General features: G+C 51.4%; 16 protein-coding genes. 5 read left to right on the top strand and 11 right to left on the bottom strand.

Features of this window, described 5'->3' with window-relative positions:
- Nucleotides 1-5: 5 nt before the first annotated feature.
- From mazG to djlA, 11 genes are all read right to left on the bottom strand, one after another.
- Nucleotides 6-818: a nucleoside triphosphate pyrophosphohydrolase gene (gene mazG, locus BUB81_RS07005; protein WP_073320317.1), complete on the bottom strand. Its 813-nt coding sequence runs from the start codon at nt 816-818 to the stop codon at nt 6-8.
- A complete protein-coding gene (relA, locus tag BUB81_RS07010; protein ID WP_073320320.1) occupies nt 796-2,976 on the bottom strand; it encodes a GTP diphosphokinase in 2,181 nt (726 codons plus the stop codon). Before relA ends, mazG begins: the two co-directional genes overlap by 23 nt.
- A gap of 87 nt (nt 2,977-3,063) precedes the next feature.
- Nucleotides 3,064-4,425, bottom strand: a complete 1,362-nt coding sequence (gene rlmD, locus BUB81_RS07015) for a 23S rRNA (uracil(1939)-C(5))-methyltransferase RlmD (RefSeq protein WP_073320323.1) — start codon at nt 4,423-4,425, stop codon at nt 3,064-3,066.
- Nucleotides 4,426-4,428: 3 nt separating this feature from the next.
- A complete protein-coding gene (gene acpS / locus BUB81_RS07020; protein WP_073320326.1) occupies nt 4,429-4,809 on the bottom strand; it encodes a holo-ACP synthase in 381 nt (126 codons plus the stop codon).
- 10 nt (nt 4,810-4,819) lie between these two features.
- Nucleotides 4,820-5,572, bottom strand: a complete 753-nt coding sequence (gene pdxJ, locus BUB81_RS07025) for a pyridoxine 5'-phosphate synthase (RefSeq protein WP_073320328.1) — start codon at nt 5,570-5,572, stop codon at nt 4,820-4,822.
- Nucleotides 5,573-5,694: 122 nt separating this feature from the next.
- Complete coding sequence (recO, locus tag BUB81_RS07030; protein ID WP_073320330.1) at nt 5,695-6,390, bottom strand: DNA repair protein RecO; 696 nt, start codon at nt 6,388-6,390, stop codon at nt 5,695-5,697.
- Nucleotides 6,391-6,410: 20 nt separating this feature from the next.
- Nucleotides 6,411-6,680, bottom strand: a complete 270-nt coding sequence (locus BUB81_RS07035) for a hypothetical protein (RefSeq protein ID WP_073320332.1) — start codon at nt 6,678-6,680, stop codon at nt 6,411-6,413.
- The gene (gene recJ, locus BUB81_RS07040; protein ID WP_073320334.1) at nt 6,677-8,398 is read right to left on the bottom strand and encodes a single-stranded-DNA-specific exonuclease RecJ; all 1,722 of its coding nucleotides are present in this window, start codon (nt 8,396-8,398) and stop codon (nt 6,677-6,679) included. Before recJ ends, BUB81_RS07035 begins: the two co-directional genes overlap by 4 nt.
- An 86-nt stretch (nt 8,399-8,484) precedes the next feature.
- Entirely contained in the window at nt 8,485-9,213 is a 729-nt protein-coding gene (gene dsbC / locus BUB81_RS07045; RefSeq protein ID WP_073320336.1) for a bifunctional protein-disulfide isomerase/oxidoreductase DsbC, read from the bottom strand.
- A gap of 161 nt (nt 9,214-9,374) precedes the next feature.
- Nucleotides 9,375-10,292 (bottom strand): site-specific tyrosine recombinase XerD, encoded by a 918-nt coding sequence (gene xerD / locus BUB81_RS07050; protein ID WP_073320339.1) that lies wholly within the window; start codon nt 10,290-10,292, stop codon nt 9,375-9,377.
- A complete protein-coding gene (gene djlA, locus BUB81_RS07055; RefSeq protein ID WP_073320341.1) occupies nt 10,289-11,137 on the bottom strand; it encodes a co-chaperone DjlA in 849 nt (282 codons plus the stop codon). The genes xerD and djlA overlap by 4 nt, the downstream gene beginning before the upstream one ends.
- A 455-nt stretch (nt 11,138-11,592) precedes the next feature.
- Here djlA and BUB81_RS07060 point away from each other — a divergent pair, with 455 nt between their 5' ends.
- Genes BUB81_RS07060 through apaG form a run of 5 tightly spaced genes read left to right on the top strand, consistent with a single transcriptional unit; the run spans nt 11,593 to nt 17,313 of the window.
- Nucleotides 11,593-13,803, top strand: coding sequence for an LPS-assembly protein LptD (locus tag BUB81_RS07060; protein ID WP_073320343.1), 2,211 nt, complete (start codon nt 11,593-11,595; stop codon nt 13,801-13,803).
- Nucleotides 13,804-13,842: 39 nt separating this feature from the next.
- The gene (gene surA / locus BUB81_RS07065) at nt 13,843-15,126 is read left to right on the top strand and encodes a peptidylprolyl isomerase SurA (RefSeq protein WP_073320345.1); all 1,284 of its coding nucleotides are present in this window, start codon (nt 13,843-13,845) and stop codon (nt 15,124-15,126) included.
- Nucleotides 15,127-15,141: 15 nt separating this feature from the next.
- On the top strand, nt 15,142-16,125 hold the full coding sequence (pdxA, locus tag BUB81_RS07070; RefSeq protein WP_073320348.1) for a 4-hydroxythreonine-4-phosphate dehydrogenase PdxA: 984 nt from the start codon (nt 15,142-15,144) through the stop codon (nt 16,123-16,125).
- The gene (gene rsmA, locus BUB81_RS07075; protein ID WP_073320350.1) at nt 16,122-16,934 is read left to right on the top strand and encodes a 16S rRNA (adenine(1518)-N(6)/adenine(1519)-N(6))-dimethyltransferase RsmA; all 813 of its coding nucleotides are present in this window, start codon (nt 16,122-16,124) and stop codon (nt 16,932-16,934) included. Before pdxA ends, rsmA begins: the two co-directional genes overlap by 4 nt.
- Nucleotides 16,915-17,313 carry a Co2+/Mg2+ efflux protein ApaG gene (apaG, locus tag BUB81_RS07080; RefSeq protein WP_073320353.1) on the top strand — a complete coding sequence of 133 codons (399 nt, stop codon included), beginning with the start codon at nt 16,915-16,917 and terminating at the stop codon, nt 17,311-17,313. Before rsmA ends, apaG begins: the two co-directional genes overlap by 20 nt.
- Nucleotides 17,314-17,316 lie beyond the last annotated feature (3 nt).

Raw genomic sequence — 17,316 nt, forward strand, 5'->3', positions numbered from 1 at the left:
CCAGCCTACGCTTTGGCTTTCGCCTGCTGCCAAAGGTGCTCAAGTTCTGCCAGGCTCATATCGCTAAGCTGTTTATTCGATAGTTCTGCTGCCTGTTCTACCTGCGCAAAACGCTTGGCAAACTTAAGGTTTGCCCTGCGTAGCGCCGCATCAGCATCGACTTTGGCGTGACGGGCCAAATTCACCATAGCGAACAAGGCATCGCCAATTTCTTCTTCAAGTCTTAACGAGTCCACCGGTTCGGCTTGCAGTTCGGCCTGAATTTCGTCAACCTCTTCAGCGACTTTGTCCAGCACCGGCGCAATGTCAGGCCAGTCGAAGCCAACTTTGGCGCACTTTTTCTGGATTTTTTGCGCGTACATCAAGGCCGGTAACCCGGTGGGTACATCAGACAGCATCGACGCTTGCGATGAGGCCGACTCTGCCTTCTCCTGCGCTTTAATCGCGTCCCATTGAGCCGACAGCGCAGACTCATCCGTATCGGCACCTGCAAACACATGCGGGTGACGACGCTCCATTTTGTCGCTTATTGCATTCGCGATATCCGCAAACTCAAAATCGCCCTGTTCTTTGCCAATCTGGGCATAAAACACAATTTGAAACAACAAGTCGCCCAGTTCATCTTTTATATCTGCCGCGGCGCCCCGCTCAATAGCATCCACTGCTTCATAGGCTTCTTCGATGGTGTACCGGGTTAGCGACGACATGGTTTGTTGTGCATCCCAGGGGCAGCCCGTATTGGGATCGCGCAACGCAGCCATAATGCCAAGCAGGCGATCCAGTGCTTTGCCGGGGCTAGTTGGATTTTCGTCTGACATCGAGTACGTCCTTCAATTGCCCAAGTTTAGACATCATTCGCGACAGGGTGTTGAGGTCAGCCACTTCAACCGACAGCGCGATTAACGCGGTTTGTGTCGACTTGTCGCTTTGACTGTTTACGCCCAACAAAGCTACGCCCTCATTAGCCAGTACAGTAGTAATATCGCGCAGTAGACCGGTGCGATCGCTACAATACACGTCAACGGCCGCTTCAAACCCGACATTGAGTTCATCAGACCAATTCACCTCTATCTGACGCTCGGGATGCTGAACCAGTAAATTCTGCAGCTGGTCACAGCTTTCTTTGTGAACGCTTACCCCGCGCCCCTGGGTGATATAACCCAGAATAGGCTCGCCGGGCACAGGCTGACAACAGTTTGCCAGTTGGCTTAGCAGGTGCCCCACGCCCTGCACCACCACAGAGTCTTTTTTGCCTTTGCTGCGCGCCGCTTTACGGGTTTTCAGCTTAGGACTTAATTCAGGCTCAGTTGGCGGTGGCGCAAGCTGTTGTTGCAGGTAATGCACCACTGACATAACCCGTACATCACCGGCACCGATAGCGGCATACAGTTCATCCAGCGAAGGCGCGTTGAACTTTTCGCAGGCGTCGACGGCTTTTTTCGCGCTGATGTGGACTTTAGCCAGTTCGCGCTCCAGCAGCTCTTTACCTGCCTGCTGATTCTTCTCTTTATCCTGCTTTTTGAAGAAACTGTGAATAGTGGCACGCGCTCGTGAAGAGTGCACATAACCCAAACCCGGATGCAACCAGTCCCGCGACGGGTTCGGCTCTTTGCCGGTTAATACATCAACCTGATCGCCACTGTGCAGCTGATACGTAAAAGGCACAATCCGGCCGTTTACCTTGGCCCCGATACAGCGGTGGCCAACATTACTGTGAATGTAATAAGCAAAATCGACCGGTGTTGACCCCTGCGGCAAATCAATCACATCACCGCGAGGCGTAAACACATACACACGATCATCAAATACCTGGCTGCGTAGCTCTTCCACCAAATCGCCTGACTCGGCGACTTCTTCCTGCCACTGCAGGATTTTTCTCAGCCAGTTGATTCGCTCGTCGTAGCCAGACGCTTTGCCTGTACTGCCTTCTTTGTATTTCCAGTGCGCCGCTACACCAAGTTCTGCGTCCTGGTGCATTTTTTGAGTGCGGATCTGAATTTCTACGGCCTTCCCTTCCGGACCGACGATCACGGTGTGAATAGACTGGTATCCATTGGCTTTTGGCGTGGCAATGTAATCGTCGAATTCATTGGGAATGTGCTTGTAGTGCGCATGCACCGTGCCCAGCGCCGCATAGCAATCCTGCAAACGTTCGGCAATGATACGCACGGCACGGATATCGAACAGCTGCTCAAAAGTCAGGTGCTTTTTCTGCATCTTTTTCCAGATGCTGTAGATGTGTTTGGGGCGGCCGTACACTTCGGCTTTAATATGCTCAGCATCGACCAGCGACTGCAGCTCGGTAACGATGTTGTCAATGTATTCGGCGCGCTCGCGGCGTTTACCGTCGAGTTGTTTGGCGATTTGTTTGTAGGTAACCGGATGCAGGTAACGGAATGCCAGATCTTCCAGTTCCCACTTTAACTGACCAATACCCAGCCGGTTTGCCAGTGGCGCATAAATAGTCGCGCATTCGCGCGCTACCATGACCCGGGTTTCTTCGTCGGCTTTTTTAACCTGCTGTAACGCACAGATACGCTCAGCCATTTTAATGACTACCGCGCGCACATCTTCCACCATGGCAAGTAACATGCGGCGAATACTGTCGATGTGCTGTTCGTCTGGCGCAGACAGTTTGCTGGAAGACTGTTTGCGGTTGTGCAATGAACGTATGGCGTCCATGCGGCGCACGCCAACAATGAGCTGCTCGATTTCATCGCCGAAGGTGTCTTTCACTTCGGCGTCGGTCAGCATGTGTTGCTGACAGTAAGGAAAGACCAATGCGGCCTGGAGTGTCGCATCATCCATGTTGAGCTGATGCAGTATTTCAACCATTTCCTGACCCACCAGCAGTTGCTCGGGCATGTGCGAGATTTCACGCAGTTTTTGCCGCGTTTCTTCAGACATATCCAGGCTCGCCAGCCATTGCTCAAAAGGCGGCCGTTGTGCTTCATGCACTTTACGGGTTGAAACCATGATTCTTCACCAATTGTCCTGAGTCAGTTGTTACTTCAAGCAGATCTTACAGGCCTAAGACCCTAGCTGTCCGTGTTCTGTTCCCGCTTATTGCGGTGTCAGCAGCATCATCATTTCAACGTGCTGCGTATACGGAAACATTTCCATTAAAGCGACTTTGTTAATGCGATAACCCGCTGCCAGCAACGGCGCAATGTCGCGATCAAGTGTCGCAGGGTTGCAAGATACATACACGATTGCGCCGACCTTGCGTTTTGCCAGTTGTTCGCACACAGTGTGCGCGCCTTCCCGCGAGGGGTCCAGTAACACTTTAGTCTTGTTGTGAATGGCAAGCGCACTCACAATATCGCTATTTGACAGATCTTCGCAGCGCCAGCTGATGTTGGTTATGCCCTGTTGCTGCGCACTGAGATCGGCACGTTGCACCATAGTGGCAATCCCTTCAACGGCGGTCACGTGACTGACTTTTCTGGCCATCGGCAAACTAAAGTTACCCAGCCCACAAAACAAATCCAAAACCTTATCGTCGGGTTGCAAGTCTAACCAATCCAGCGCCTGCTGCACCATCGCGAGATTCACTTCGTGATTAACCTGAACAAAGTCTTCCGTGGTCACGGAGATAAAACAGTCGTTGGCGGTTTCGCACTTCAGACTGTCCTGTTCACCCCAAAGCAGCTCAGTGCCGTTATCACCATAATCGGCCCGCAGCACAACCTGGTGTGCTTCAGCGAATGTGCACAAGTGTTCGCGGTCCTGTTGCGATAAGGTCTGCGTGATCCTGAATGTCACTGCAACGTCGTTGTTTGATGCCAACAGACTGATGTGACCTAAGGCCTCCGGGCGTTTAAGCTGGCGAACGACCTTGTGCAGTGCAGGCAACAGTGTATTCAAAACGGGAACTAATACCGGGCAGTCAGGCACATCTACGATCGCGCTGCTACCAGCCGCCCTGAACCCCAGTTTGATATTGTTTTTATCCCGCGCATCAACCGCAAGACGAGTTTTACGCCGGTAGCCAGGGTGTGCACTCACAATAGGCGGATGCCAGGGCAAAGCAGCTAACCGGTGATGGCGACGAAACTGAGAGTCCAGTGCTTGTTGACGCCACTGTAACGCGGGTTCAGGCGCAACATGTTGCAGGGCACATCCACCGCATTGTTCGGCTAGTGAGCAAAAAGGTGCAATCCGATGTTCAGACGCCTGCTCAACACTGACCACCAGGCCTTCACAGACTTGCTTTTTTTGTTTGGTAATAGCCACACGGCAGGTTTCACCGGGTAAGGCGCCATCGGCGAACAACACTGGCTGATGACTGCGGCTGACACCGCGGCCCCGCGCATCCCAGGTATCAATGGTTGCCGCCACTGTTGCTAACGTTCCCTGACGGCTTGTATTTCGCTGTTTTGAGCGGCGAGGCTTACCCCGTTTAGGCTGATAAATAGTGGCCATAATTTACCGTGTTTCCAGAATAACGGTAGCCACCGCATAATGCTGCTCATCAGACAGCGACACATGGCAGTGGGTAATACCCCGCTGTTCGCAGCGGGCGGCAAATTCACCGCTTACGTTCAACACCGGCGCCCCCAGCTCGTTGTTTTCAACACTGAGTTGTTGCCAGCCTATGCCTCTGCCAATGCCGGTACCTAGAGCTTTGACAGCGGCTTCTTTGGCAGCAAATCGCTTCGCCAGATACCGTTCGGGCTGATTGTGCGATGCATAGCATGCCAACTCAGTGTCGGTAAGTACCCGCTTCGCCAGACGGTCACGCTGCCCGCTATCGCGATTAATGCGAGCAATTTCTACAATGTCAGTACCGATACCAGCAATTGCCATGGCGCTAAGCTCAGCGTTGTTGTAACAGGGCGCTGGTACGCGCTTCCTGCATCAACTTACGCATGTCGGCCACAGCAGTGTGTAAACCGTCAAATGCCGCACGAGCAATGATCGCATGGCCAATATTCAGCTCCAGAATTTGTGGAATAGCGGCTATAGGTTTTACATTGTGGTAATGCAATCCGTGACCGGCATTCACCTGCAGACCCAGTAAATGAGCGTATTCCACGCCTTTGCGGATCTGCGCAAGGTATTGTAGCTGCTCTGCTTCACTGGTCGCATCGGCATAATGCCCGGTGTGGATTTCGATAAACGGGGCGCCCGTGGCCTTGGCGGCGTCGATTTGTTTTTCATCGCCATCTATAAACAGTGACACCAGAATATTGGCGTCGGCTAAACGCTGGCAGGCGTCAGTAATACGGCTCAGATTGCCCGCGACATCCAGTCCGCCTTCGGTAGTCAGCTCTTCGCGTTTCTCTGGTACCAGGCAGCAGAACACCGGCTTTACCTGTTCGGCAATGCCCAGCATTTCGTCTGTAACGGCCATTTCTAAATTGAGACGGGTATTGATCGTCTGGGCAAGAATCTGCACGTCGCGGTCCTTGATGTGACGGCGGTCTTCGCGCAAGTGCACCGTAATACCATCAGCGCCAGCGCGCTCAGCAATATCGGCGGCATGCACCGGGTCAGGGTAAGAAGTGCCACGCGCGTTACGCAGGGTTGCAATGTGATCAATGTTAACGCCAAGAAGAATATCGTTCATTACCAATAGCCTGTAGGGTAAAAATGCGCGCCAATTGTACCAGCGATGCGCAGTGGGTTAAATACAGAGTGGGCTGGTACTTTCAAACCGCCGGATTTGATCACCGCGGCAATAAGGCGAGATTAACGCCCGGCTAAAAACAACTCCCGGCTTTTCAGCGGCTTGTCGCCAATAAACGGTTGTAATACATGACGGGTCAGTCGTTTAGCTGTTTTAATGGCACTGTCGGTGTAATCACCCTCAGCCAACGACAATAAATCCTTGCCCGAATAACTATTTCGACCGGCCTGCGCTACCGCACTAAACCCCTGTTCGGCGTAAAAATCATACCAGCCCTGGGCAACAATCGGCTCAGCAGAAAACGCTTCTGTTGTCATATCCGGAATCACGCCCAACTCCGCTATCAGCGCCATCTCAAACTCACGCAACGGACGGTCCAGGCGCTGGCTTTCTTTTAACTGAACCAGGGTGTCGCCATAGGTCTGATAGACCATTTCCGCCGCCAGCCCCTGCGGCAACACGCGGTTAGTCAGTTCATTGACGTAAAACGCGCAATACAACGCATCGCCGGTCACGTTCAGTGCCGGTGCCGCGGCTTCAATTAGCGTCAGGTTTTTTAAGTCGGATTTGCCGGTCAATTGAATACGCAACGCCTGAAACGGCTGAAGTAAACTGCGTTTGTCGGACTTTGCGCCGCGTACGCCTTTTGCCACCGCACTGATGCGACCTTGCTCGTAGGTAAAGAAATCCACCAGAAAACTGGTTTCCCGGTAAGGACGGCGGTGCAACACGTAGGCATTCAGCCAATTAGGCGTCATGTTGGTTCTTAGCTCCCAGGTTAAGCGCGCTTGATCCGAACCACTTTCATTTGCTCAAACTCCATGCCCGCCACGGTTTCCGTAACAGGATAATAAGTCAGGTTTACTCTGGCCCCTTTTAACGACTGGTAGGGCTTAGTCCGTTTGAACACAAAAGGCACATCAACGCCCTCTAGCATGAGTGTATGACGCACCCATTCTCCGTCCTGACGCTGGGTATGAGAGGCCACTCTGACGTTTTCGGTATGTGTCAGTGACTGATGTTTGGCAAGTAGCTTATCCACACTCATAACGGGGCAATCGCATCCACTAGCAGTTGTAATGACTCTCGGCCCCGGAAAAAGTTAACATCCAGTTGATACGCAACTTCCACCCGGCGAATCGAGGCATCAGGCCAGACTTGAGTATCAATATTAAAGGCTATCGCGTCAAACTCTTCGCCGCTGTCCGGGTGTGCCAACACCATTTTAAGGTGGCGTTCACCAACGATACGTTGCTGCACTAAATGAAACACACCGTCAAAGAGTGGTGGCTGAAAGCCCTGACCAAACGGACCGGCCTGTCGAAGCAATTGGGCAACGTCCAGACTCAATTCGGTGTCGGTCAGCTCGCCGTCAGTAACAATCACATGCGGGTCGCCGATGTTCGCCAGCGCTTCTCCTGCATAACGAGAAAATACTGCGCTGAATTCCTCAAGTTTACCGGCTTCAATAGACAGGCCTGCAGCGGCAGCGTGACCACCGAATTTGATGATCAGGTCCGGGTAAGTCGTATCAACAACATCCAGTAGATCGCGAATGTGCACACCGTCTACCGAACGCGCAGACCCTTTTAGCGTATCATCGTCCTGCCGGGCGAACACAATGGTTGGACGCTTGTGCTGGTCTTTTAACCGGCCAGCCACTATACCAATCACCCCTTGGTGGAACGCTTCATCGAACAGCACGATGGCGTTTGGCACTTCGCCCTCAAGATCCAGTGAAGCGAGTGTTTCTTCGGCTTGTTGCTTCATGTCCTGTTCAATGGTTTTACGCTGCTGGTTGAGCCTGTCCAGCTCCACTGCCATCGCACGAGCCTGCATGGCATCATTACACAATAAGCACTCTATGCCCGCCGCCATATCGTCCAGCCTGCCGGCGGCATTGAGTCTGGGACCGACCACAAATCCCAGGTCAGACGCGGTAATTCTGGCCGCCTGTCGTTGGGCTACATCCAGCATTGCGGTGATACCCGGCCGGCAACGGCCGGCGCGAATACGCTGTAATCCCTGATGCACCAGTATGCGGTTATTCTGATCGAGCACCACCACATCGGCGACGGTGCCTACTGCAACTATATCCAGGTAATTGGCCAGATTCGGCACCGGGCGCCTGCTCTCGGCAAACCAGCCACGCTGATCGAGCTCGGCCCGCAATGCCAGCATTAAATAAAATGCCACCCCCACGCCGGCCAGGGATTTAGACGGAAAACGACAGTCCGGTTGATTGGGGTTAACAATCGCATCAGCAACCGGCAGTGTATCGGCCGGTAAGTGGTGATCGGTTACAATCACCGTCATACCCAGCGCTTTAGCGCGTTCTACACCGGCATGACAGGCAATGCCATTGTCGACGGTAATAATTAACTGGGTTCCGCGTTCAGCAGCCACATCGACGATTTCGGGCGACAAGCCGTAGCCAAAATCAAAACGATTCGGTACCAGATAATCAACCCGTTTTGCGCCCATGTCCGCCAGTGCCAGCATGCACAAGGAGGTGCTGGTCGCCCCATCGGCATCAAAATCGCCAATAACGGTTATCATGTTGTTGGCAGCAATCGCATCGGCGATTAACGCCGCCGCCCTGTCACAGTGTAGTAGCTTACTAAAATGCAACAGCGACTTAGCCCCTGTATCGAGTTGTGCCGGGGTTTGAATATGGCGGCCTTGATAAATTCTGGCCAGAACCGGATGCAGGTTTGCCGTTAGGGGGGTTGACGCCAGTTCGCGTCGGTGAATTGATAAAGCCATGAAACGTCAACGTTAGTGGATGAGTGCCTGACGGCAGGATAGCCGTTTATTGCACCAGCACTTACGCAGCGCTGGTGCGCATTGCTTTAGCCAGCTGTCGACTGCAGTGTCGACAACAACTGATCAGCCGGTTGATAGCCAGGCACTACTGTGCCATTGGGCAGAATGATATTAGGCGTTCCGTTTACCCCAATACTGCGACCGAACTGGTATTGTTTAGCAATGTCGGTTTTACAGGATGCCGGGGCCACGTTTTGGCCTGCTTTTGCCGTGCTCATGGCATCCTTGGGATCTGTTGCACACCACACGTTAACCATTTGACGGTAAGTTGGACTGCTTAAACCCGCACGAGGGTACGCCAAATAACGCACTGTAATCCCTGCTTCGTTGTACTCGCCCATTTGTTCATGCAATCGTCGGCAATAGCCACATGTGGTGTCGGTGAAAACGGTGACCACATACTTCTCTTTTTTAGCTTTGAATTCGATATAGGAATTTTCGAACTGTTTTAGCCCTTCGATACGCATTTCAGCCAACGCAATTTCCGATTCATTGCGCATCTCTTCATCGAGATTATAGATTTTTGCCTGAAGAAAATAGGTGCCGTCAGCACTGGCGTAAAACAACCCGTTTTCAGTGCTCACCTGTACCAAACCACGTACTGGCGAGTCTGCAATGGCATGCACTTGCCACTGCAAGGTCGATTCAATTTTTGCTTTAATGTGATCATTTGCAGCGTCTGCCAGCACGCTTGCCTGAGTGTTCAATGTTAGTAAGCTCAGGAAAACGGCGACGCCGCGGGAAAACAATCTCATAGATACTCCTGTGACTGGTATGCGTTATTCACTACCAAATTATGTGAAGGTGCTGGTAAATAAGACCGCCATACCCCCGAAAAATTGCATCATACCTTATTCAACACCCGCATTGAAGATTGCTCGCCGCGGGTAAATACGGATACAACGACGAATGTGCTCTAGCCTCTTGGATGATGCTCACCAATCAGGTTTTGCAGTCGTTCCGTGGCGACATGGGTGTAGATTTGCGTGGTCGACAAATCACTGTGCCCTAACAACATTTGTACTACTCGTAAATCCGCACCATGGTTCAATAAATGGGTCGCAAAAGCGTGCCGAAGCGTGTGAGGCGACAGGTGTTCAGTAATACCGGCAACCACGGCATAGTATTTAATTCGGTGCCAGAACGTTTGCCGGGTCATTTGCACGCCGCGTTTGCTAACGAACACCACATCGGTCTGATGTTTAAGTAGTGCCGGGCGGGCAACGTTTAAATAGTGCTGCAGCGCATCGAGGGCCTGTTCGCCCAACGGCACCAGTCGCTCTTTATTGCCCTTCCCTGTTACCCTTACCAGCCCCTGAGTCAGGCTAATCTGAGACATCCTGAGTCCGGTAAGTTCACTGACGCGCAATCCGGTAGCGTAGAGCACTTCCAGCATCGCTTTGTCGCGACATTCAATGTCGTCTTCCACATTCGGCGCATCCAGCAGTGCGTCGACTTCGTCCTCACTTAAACTGCCGGGTAATTTCTTCGCCGCCTTTGGCATGGCCAGTTGCGAAACCGGATTGTCCTCGCGAAACCGCATTGTCACGCAATAGCGGTAAAAATGACGCATTGCGCTTATCGCTCGCTGGGTTGAGCGGGCTGATAATCCATTGTCATCGCGATAAGCCAGATAGTCCTGCAAATCTTCCAGCGACACCTTCACAATCAACGGGCGTTTGTCAGCAACCAGAAACGTCGCCAGATGACACAAATCGTGACGATAACCCTGCTGCGTGTTGTCGCTAAGGCCTTTTTCCAGCCACAAATGTTCGACAAACGCTTCTATGTCATCCGTGTCGTTGTCGCGAAGCAACGGTCCAGTCTTGCTCATTTGAATCCTCGGCGGGACTTAACCAGCTCATAAGCCGCCTGAATGTCCTGTGCTTTTGACTTGGCAATTTCCATTGCCTGTTCAGGTAAGCCTTTGGAAGCCAGTTTGTCGGGGTGATGCTCAGACATGCGTTTGCGGTAAGCACGCTTTATGGCTTTTTCATCGTCACTGGCCGACACACCTAAAATGGTGTAGGCATCTTCCAACGTGGGACCACTATTTGACTGCGCCTGGCGACGCTGCCCCTGTCCTTGCCCCTGTGAGCGAGATTGCCTGCGAAAGCGAATTTCCGCCTCATAAATTGCAATCAGGTAATCCAGATCCCGACGCACAAACCCCAGCGGTTTGGCGACCTTTTCCAACACCTGGTATTCATCCCGCGACAGATGACCGTCGGCAAAGGCCGATTGTATGAGAATTTCCAGAAATACCTGAAGGATGTCGCGACGACCATGGCAGGACTCGTGTAATTGCTTGAGAATATCGCTTATTGGAAAGTCCCGCTCTTTCCCTTCACGAAACGCCTGTTGCGCTTCTTTGCGCGCATCACCGTGCAATTTCATGTCGTCCATGAGTCGGGTCGCAACCAGAATTTCGTGTTCGGTGACCTGACCATCTGCTTTAGCCAAGTGCCCCAGAGAAGCAAACAGACTGTGGAAAAAAATAGCCTGCTGCTTCATGGCGTCCTGGCTGGTAAAGAACCGCCCGAAACCGCCAGACTGATTAAAGTCCTGCGCATAGCCCTTATCGAACAAGTAACCGACAACCGCGCCGAGAATGGCACCGGGGATCCGAAACGCCAAAAATCCAAAAATAAAGCCGAGTACGGTGCCCCAAGATGGCATGCTTCCCTCCCATTGTGATGCTTTGCACTACCAATAACGTGCGTACTTTATCATGCATTACCGAACAACATCGGTAAACTCCCAAGGCCACGCCGCTATTTGTGTATTTTTAACGCGAAATAGCAAAAATGGTCGCGATGTGACGAGCCTGTTCACTAGGCCTGTTTAACGGATGAAGCAACGAAAACGCGTCGTCATTGCACAAAAATCGATACACCTTGGGTTATTCAGCAAAGAAATTGGGGATATCTTGGGAATTTTTCGATTTTTTTAAGGTCTGCTGTTGGTAAATGGCGACGAAGTGCATAGAATTAGCGCCTTGTTCAAACGCTTATCGGTAGCACCAGCTGTTAGTGGTAAGTGATTCATTACTTTCACCGGCGAACTTCGAGTAAGTAAATTTGTTGTCGACATCATCCTGCGCAAACACAAGGCCTCACGCCCGAACGGTTTTATTGCTGTGTCACCTGTGTGCTGCCTCACTCACTCTGCCAGCCTGGGCACAAAGCGATAGCGCAGAAGATGCCGCCTGTATTGTGACACCACCGCCATTCGATGAGAGCCGTTTATTATCGAAGAAACAAGTGAAAGTGATGTCTGACTCTGCGGAAGTGCTGGAAAATCAATTGGCCAGCTTTGCCGGAAACGTAGACATTACCACCGACAGTGCAGTGATCCATGCTGAAAAAGCGGAAGTCAGTGACAACGGCAAATCCGTTTCAGCAACCGGTAACGTTACTTACAGCGACCGTCAACTCAGCGTTAGCAGCGACGGCTTATCAGTCAGCTCGCAAACTCAGACCCTGAATATGCAAAATACGGTTTATCAGTTAACCGGCTTTGTTGGGCATGGTGCCGCTGAAGAAATCGACATCAGCGCTGACGATGGCATAAGCCTCAAAGAAGTCAGTTTCACTACGTGCCCGCTGGGTCAGGAAGACTGGCGACTGGTTGCCTCAGAAATCAGTATTGAGCAAGGCGAGACCATGGGAGAAGCCCATCATACCCGTTTTTACGTGGGTGACGTCCCCGTGCTCTACTTGCCTTACTTTGCCTTTCCAGTAAGTAACCAGCGTCAGAGCGGTTTACTTTTCCCACTGATTAGCAGCTCAACGTCTACCGGTATAGATTACGAACAACCGTATTACTGGAATATCGCACCAAATTACGACATGACCATTTCCCCGCGATTGATGTCGAATCGCGGTGTCCAGTTAAAGACTGAATTCCGTTATCTGACCGAGAGCTCACAAGGCAACCTGTTTTTGGAATACCTGCCCAACGATACCAAGTTGGCCAGTGATGACAGCCGATACTTTTACCGCTACCAGCATCAGGGTATGCTGGGTGACAGTTGGATGGTGAATGCCGATCTGAATGGGATCAGCGACAACAACTACATCGTGGATCTGGGCTCAGATTTTTACAACCGCTCAGACACCACCATAAACCGTACACTGGGCGTAGAGTATTTTTCCAATCATGTTGATTTCAGCCTTTATGTGCGTGACTTTGACACCATTGGCGATTACGAAGACATCTACCGGGCCCTGCCTGAAGCAAAAATTCAATTGCGTCAGCCGTTGGGCGATATGCTGGCATTAACCGTGGATTCAGAACTGGCGTATTTCGACAACGCGCAGGAAAATAACCCGACTGCGCTGCGCTGGCACGTCGCTCCTACTTTGTCTTTGCCCTATCAACGCTACTGGGGGGAAATGACCGCAGAGCTAACGGTGATGAACACCTACTATCACCAGCGTGAAATAGAGGGCACACTGCTGGAAGAGGAAGTCAACCGTACACTTACCCGCGGACGCTTATTCAGCTCGTTGTATCTGGAGCGCAACGATAATTTGCTCGGCAACAACATGACGGTGACGCTGGAACCTAAAATTCAGTACCTGTACACCTCGTACGAAGACCAGTCGAACATTGGTTTATACGACACCACTGCATTGCTAAACGACGTAAACGGCTTATTCCGAGGCCAGGAATTTACTGGCCTTGACCGTATTAACGATAACAATCAAATTACTCTGGGTGTCACTTCTCGCGTAATTGACGACGCAAACAGGGAACAATTTGTCGTTAGTTTGGGTCAGATATTCTATCTTGCAGACACCCGGATCACGGCAACTACCGATGATCGCAATCGTTCGGCGTTAGCCGCGGAGCTGGATTGGCGCTTTGACGACAACTGGTTTGTGCACTCCACCGTGCAGATTGCTACCGACAACGACAAAGTTGAACGTAGCAGCATGGTGCTGGAATACCGCCGCGACAATGAAAGCCTGGTGCAAATGAGTCACCGCTTTGTGCGCGATTTGTCAGGTGAAACCATTGACCAGTTGGGCATATCAGCCAGTTGGCCGATTGCGAAAAACTGGCATTGGGTTGGACGTTCATACCGGGATCTGGAAAGAGACAGAAGCATCGAGAACTATTTTGGGGTACAGTACGAGTCCTGTTGCTGGGCAGTGCGTTTAGTCGCACAACGCAGCCTGAGCAATCGCTACGACGCGTTGGGTCAACAGAACACCAACGAGTTTGACTCAAGTATCGGATTACAATTTATATTTAAAGGAATTGGGTCAGCGCGCTCAAACCGCGACATGCTGGAAGATGGCATGTTCGGTTACCGCCAGCCCTACGTGTTAAATTAACCGTAGCATTGACCGTTCAAACACTAAGCAAGAGAGTTTATGAAGTATATTATTCGTGGTTTGTTATTGGGTTTGGTATTAAGCCTGCCTGCCGTTGCTCAGGTACAATTGCTCGACAAAGTCGCCGTGATCGTAGATCAGGGTGTGGTGTTGGAAAGCGAAGTCAAAGCCCTGGTCGACGAGGTAAAAGCAGATGCTGAAGCCAAAGGCCAGAAATTACCGTCTGATCTCGCGCTTCGCACGCAAGCCATTGAGCGCTTAATTCTGAAAAATTTGCAGCTACAGCGCGCGGAAATGATGGGGATCCGAATCAGTGATCCGCAGTTAGATCAAACCATCGCGAATATTGCAGGCAATCAGGGCGTATCGGTAGCCCAATTGCGTGAAGAATTATCGCGTCAGGGCATGACTTATGACGATTATCGCGAAAAAGTGCGCGAAGAGATGATTATGGGCGAAGTGCGCCGCGCCAACGTGCGTCGTCGTATTTACATCACGCCTCAGGAAATTTCCAACCTGATGGAAATCATTGCTCAACAAGGTGGCGATCAGGCAGAGTACGAACTGGGCCACATTCTGATTGGATTCCCGGCAGATCCTACCGACGAAGACATTGCTGAAGCCCGTGAACGTGCCGACAAAGTTATTGATCTGCTGAACAATGGTTCTGAATTTGCACGTATCGCCATTGCAGCATCATCAGGATCAGAAGCCCTAGACGGCGGTAACATGGGCTGGATGAACATCAATGCCATGCCTACGCTGTTTGCAGACGCTGTGCAAGGAAAACGCAAAAACGCGCTGATTGGTCCGATTCGAAGCGGCGCTGGTTTCCACATTCTGAAAATTCTGGATACCCGTGGTATTGAAGTCGTTGAAGTGGAAGAGGTCAATGCACGTCACATCCTTATAAAGCCGTCTATCATTCTGAGCGAGGAACGCGCTCAAAAAATGCTTAAAGACTTTAAAGAACAAGTCATTGCAGGTGACGCTGATTTTGCAGAGTTAGCCAAGGAACACTCTGCTGACCCAGGCTCTGCATTGCGTGGTGGTGAATTAGGTTGGGCTGACCCGAACATGTACGTACCGGAATTTAAAGATGCGCTGGCTAAATTGGCGCCCGGAGAGTACAGTGAACCAGTACGCTCTACCCACGGCTGGCATTTAATTCAATTGCTTGAACGCCGGGTGGACGACGCAACTGATCAACGCAAGGAAGAGAAAGCCTACCAACTCCTTTACAATCGTAAATTTGCGGAAGAAAGCGAGAACTGGTTACGCGAAATGCGTGACACGGCTTATATCGAAGTCCTTAGTGAGTAAACTTAAGGCCTCTTAATGACACCGTTAAAAATTGCAGTAACCCCTGGCGAGCCCGCCGGGGTTGGACCTGACCTGACTATTGAACTGGCCCAACAATCGTGGCCAGCGCAGCTGGTTATTTTCGCCGACGAAGCCATGATGCAGGAACGTGCCAGCATGTTGGGTAAACCACTCAAGCTGACACACTACACGCCCGGCGAAACCCGCATCCAGGAACCCGGAGAATTATTCATCCAGCCCATTCCAGCGGCTGTTCCTGTGGTGCCAGGTGAACTGAACAGTGAAAACGGCCACTACGTCGTGGAAACACTACGCCAGGCATGCCAGGCAAACATCGAAGGCGATTTTGATGCGGTCGTTACCGGCCCGGTGAACAAAGGCATCATCAATAAAGCCGGTATTTCATTCAGTGGCCACACTGAGTTCTTTGCCCATCAATCGAATACGATTGATGTGGTAATGTTACTGTCTACCGAAGGTCTGAATGTTGCGCTGGCTACCACACACATTCCGCTGGAATATGTGTCCAGAGCGATTACGCGCGAGCGATTGCACAAGGTCATTCACATCATTCACACCGACCTGAAGCTGAAGTTCAACATTACCCAGCCGCACATTTATGTATGTGGTTTAAACCCCCATGCGGGTGAAGACGGTCACATTGGCCGGGAAGAGATCGAAACCATTACCCCTGCGCTGAACGAGCTGCGTGAACAGGGTATTCATATTACCGGTCCGCTGCCTGCAGACACTATTTTTCAACAAAAATACCTGGCCGATGCCGACGTTGTACTCGCGATGTACCACGATCAGGGCCTACCCGTGCTAAAATATAAAGGCTTTGGTGCATCCGTGAACATCACACTGGGATTACCCTTTATTCGTACATCCGTTGATCACGGTACCGCGCTGGACCTGGCGGGTAAAGGCGAAGCCGACAGTGGCAGCTTTACCCAGGCAATGCTTAAAGCAATCGAGTTAGCAAAACACCAACAATGAATAAAACGCATTTAGGTCATACCGCGCGTAAGCGGTTTGGTCAGAACTTTTTAAATGACACCTTTGTCATCGAACAGATCGTCGATGCCATTAATCCGCAAGACGGCGACAATCTGGTGGAAATCGGCCCCGGATTAGGCGCATTAACCGATCCGGTTTGTGAGAGAGTCAATGCGCTGACCGTGGTAGAGCTGGACCGTGACCTGGCAAAACGGTTGCGTCACCACCCTTTCCACGGTAGCAAGCTGACGATTGTTGAGCAGGATGCCCTGAAAGTCGATTTTGCTGAACTCGCAAAGGTCGATGCGCCGCTACGCGTATTTGGCAACCTGCCGTACAACATATCAACGCCGATCATGTTCCATTTATTCAGTTTTGCAAATCTGATCAAAGATATGCACTTTATGTTTCAAAAAGAGGTGGTGAATCGACTGGCCGCCACACCTGGGCATAAAAACTATGGCCGCCTGTCGGTAATGGCGCAATACTACTGTAAAGTTCAACCCGTTATTAACGTGCCGCCCGGTGCTTTTGTGCCACCTCCCAAAGTGGAATCTGCGGTGGTGAGATTAACCCCGCACACTACGCCTCCGGTGCAGGTAAGCTCAGTAAAAACCCTCGAACGCGTCTGTACGTTAGCGTTTAATCAACGCCGTAAAACCATTCGCAATAGTTTGAAAGAATGCATAGAAGAAGCACAGTTGCTGGCACTGGGCATTGACCCAACCCGCCGCGCCGAAACCCTGTCGTTGCAGGATTATGCCGTGATAGCCAATTGGGTAGACGAACATGACAACACCGACGCCTGAGTCTAATTTGGCCGAATTGGTTTCAATTCGGGTAGTAACGCGGCATCTGCCGGAGCATCTGCCTTCCGACAGTGACAAGTTCGCGTTTGCCTATCAAATTACCATCATGAATCACAACAGTTGCGCGGTCACGCTAACCCACCGCTACTGGCTTGTCACTGACGCCAATGGCAAACAAACAGAAGTGAGTGGCGAAGGTGTCGTTGGCAAACAGCCAACTATTGAACCCGGCGAAAGTTTTCAGTATACCAGTGGCTCAGTGATCGACACGCAAGTGGGTACCATGCAAGGTCACTACGAAATGAAAACCGAGCAAGGCGAGACCTTTCGCGTACCAATCGATCCATTTCGTTTAGCCCTGCCAAACATTATTAATTAGGCA

This window comes from Marisediminitalea aggregata (assembly GCF_900129565.1).
Classification (GTDB): Bacteria; Pseudomonadota; Gammaproteobacteria; order Enterobacterales; family Alteromonadaceae; genus Alteromonas; species Alteromonas aggregata.

Excerpts from the sequence above, each read along its gene's own strand:
- rlmD (WP_073320323.1), bottom strand. The coding sequence starts at position 4,425 with ATGGCCACTATTTATCAGCCTAAACGGGGTAAGCCTCGCCGCTCAAAA.
- acpS (WP_073320326.1), bottom strand. The coding sequence starts at position 4,809 with ATGGCAATTGCTGGTATCGGTACTGACATTGTAGAAATTGCTCGCATT.
- rsmA (WP_073320350.1), top strand. The coding sequence starts at position 16,122 with ATGAATAAAACGCATTTAGGTCATACCGCGCGTAAGCGGTTTGGTCAG.
- dsbC (WP_073320336.1), bottom strand. The coding sequence starts at position 9,213 with ATGAGATTGTTTTCCCGCGGCGTCGCCGTTTTCCTGAGCTTACTAACA.
- pdxJ (WP_073320328.1), bottom strand. The coding sequence starts at position 5,572 with ATGAACGATATTCTTCTTGGCGTTAACATTGATCACATTGCAACCCTG.
- relA (WP_073320320.1), bottom strand. The coding sequence starts at position 2,976 with ATGGTTTCAACCCGTAAAGTGCATGAAGCACAACGGCCGCCTTTTGAG.
- djlA (WP_073320341.1), bottom strand. The coding sequence starts at position 11,137 with ATGCCATCTTGGGGCACCGTACTCGGCTTTATTTTTGGATTTTTGGCG.
- surA (WP_073320345.1), top strand. The coding sequence starts at position 13,843 with ATGAAGTATATTATTCGTGGTTTGTTATTGGGTTTGGTATTAAGCCTG.
- xerD (WP_073320339.1), bottom strand. The coding sequence starts at position 10,292 with ATGAGCAAGACTGGACCGTTGCTTCGCGACAACGACACGGATGACATA.
- recO (WP_073320330.1), bottom strand. The coding sequence starts at position 6,390 with ATGACGCCTAATTGGCTGAATGCCTACGTGTTGCACCGCCGTCCTTAC.
- recJ (WP_073320334.1), bottom strand. The coding sequence starts at position 8,398 with ATGGCTTTATCAATTCACCGACGCGAACTGGCGTCAACCCCCCTAACG.
- pdxA (WP_073320348.1), top strand. The coding sequence starts at position 15,142 with ATGACACCGTTAAAAATTGCAGTAACCCCTGGCGAGCCCGCCGGGGTT.
- apaG (WP_073320353.1), top strand. The coding sequence starts at position 16,915 with ATGACAACACCGACGCCTGAGTCTAATTTGGCCGAATTGGTTTCAATT.
- BUB81_RS07035 (WP_073320332.1), bottom strand. The coding sequence starts at position 6,680 with ATGAGTGTGGATAAGCTACTTGCCAAACATCAGTCACTGACACATACC.
- mazG (WP_073320317.1), bottom strand. The coding sequence starts at position 818 with ATGTCAGACGAAAATCCAACTAGCCCCGGCAAAGCACTGGATCGCCTG.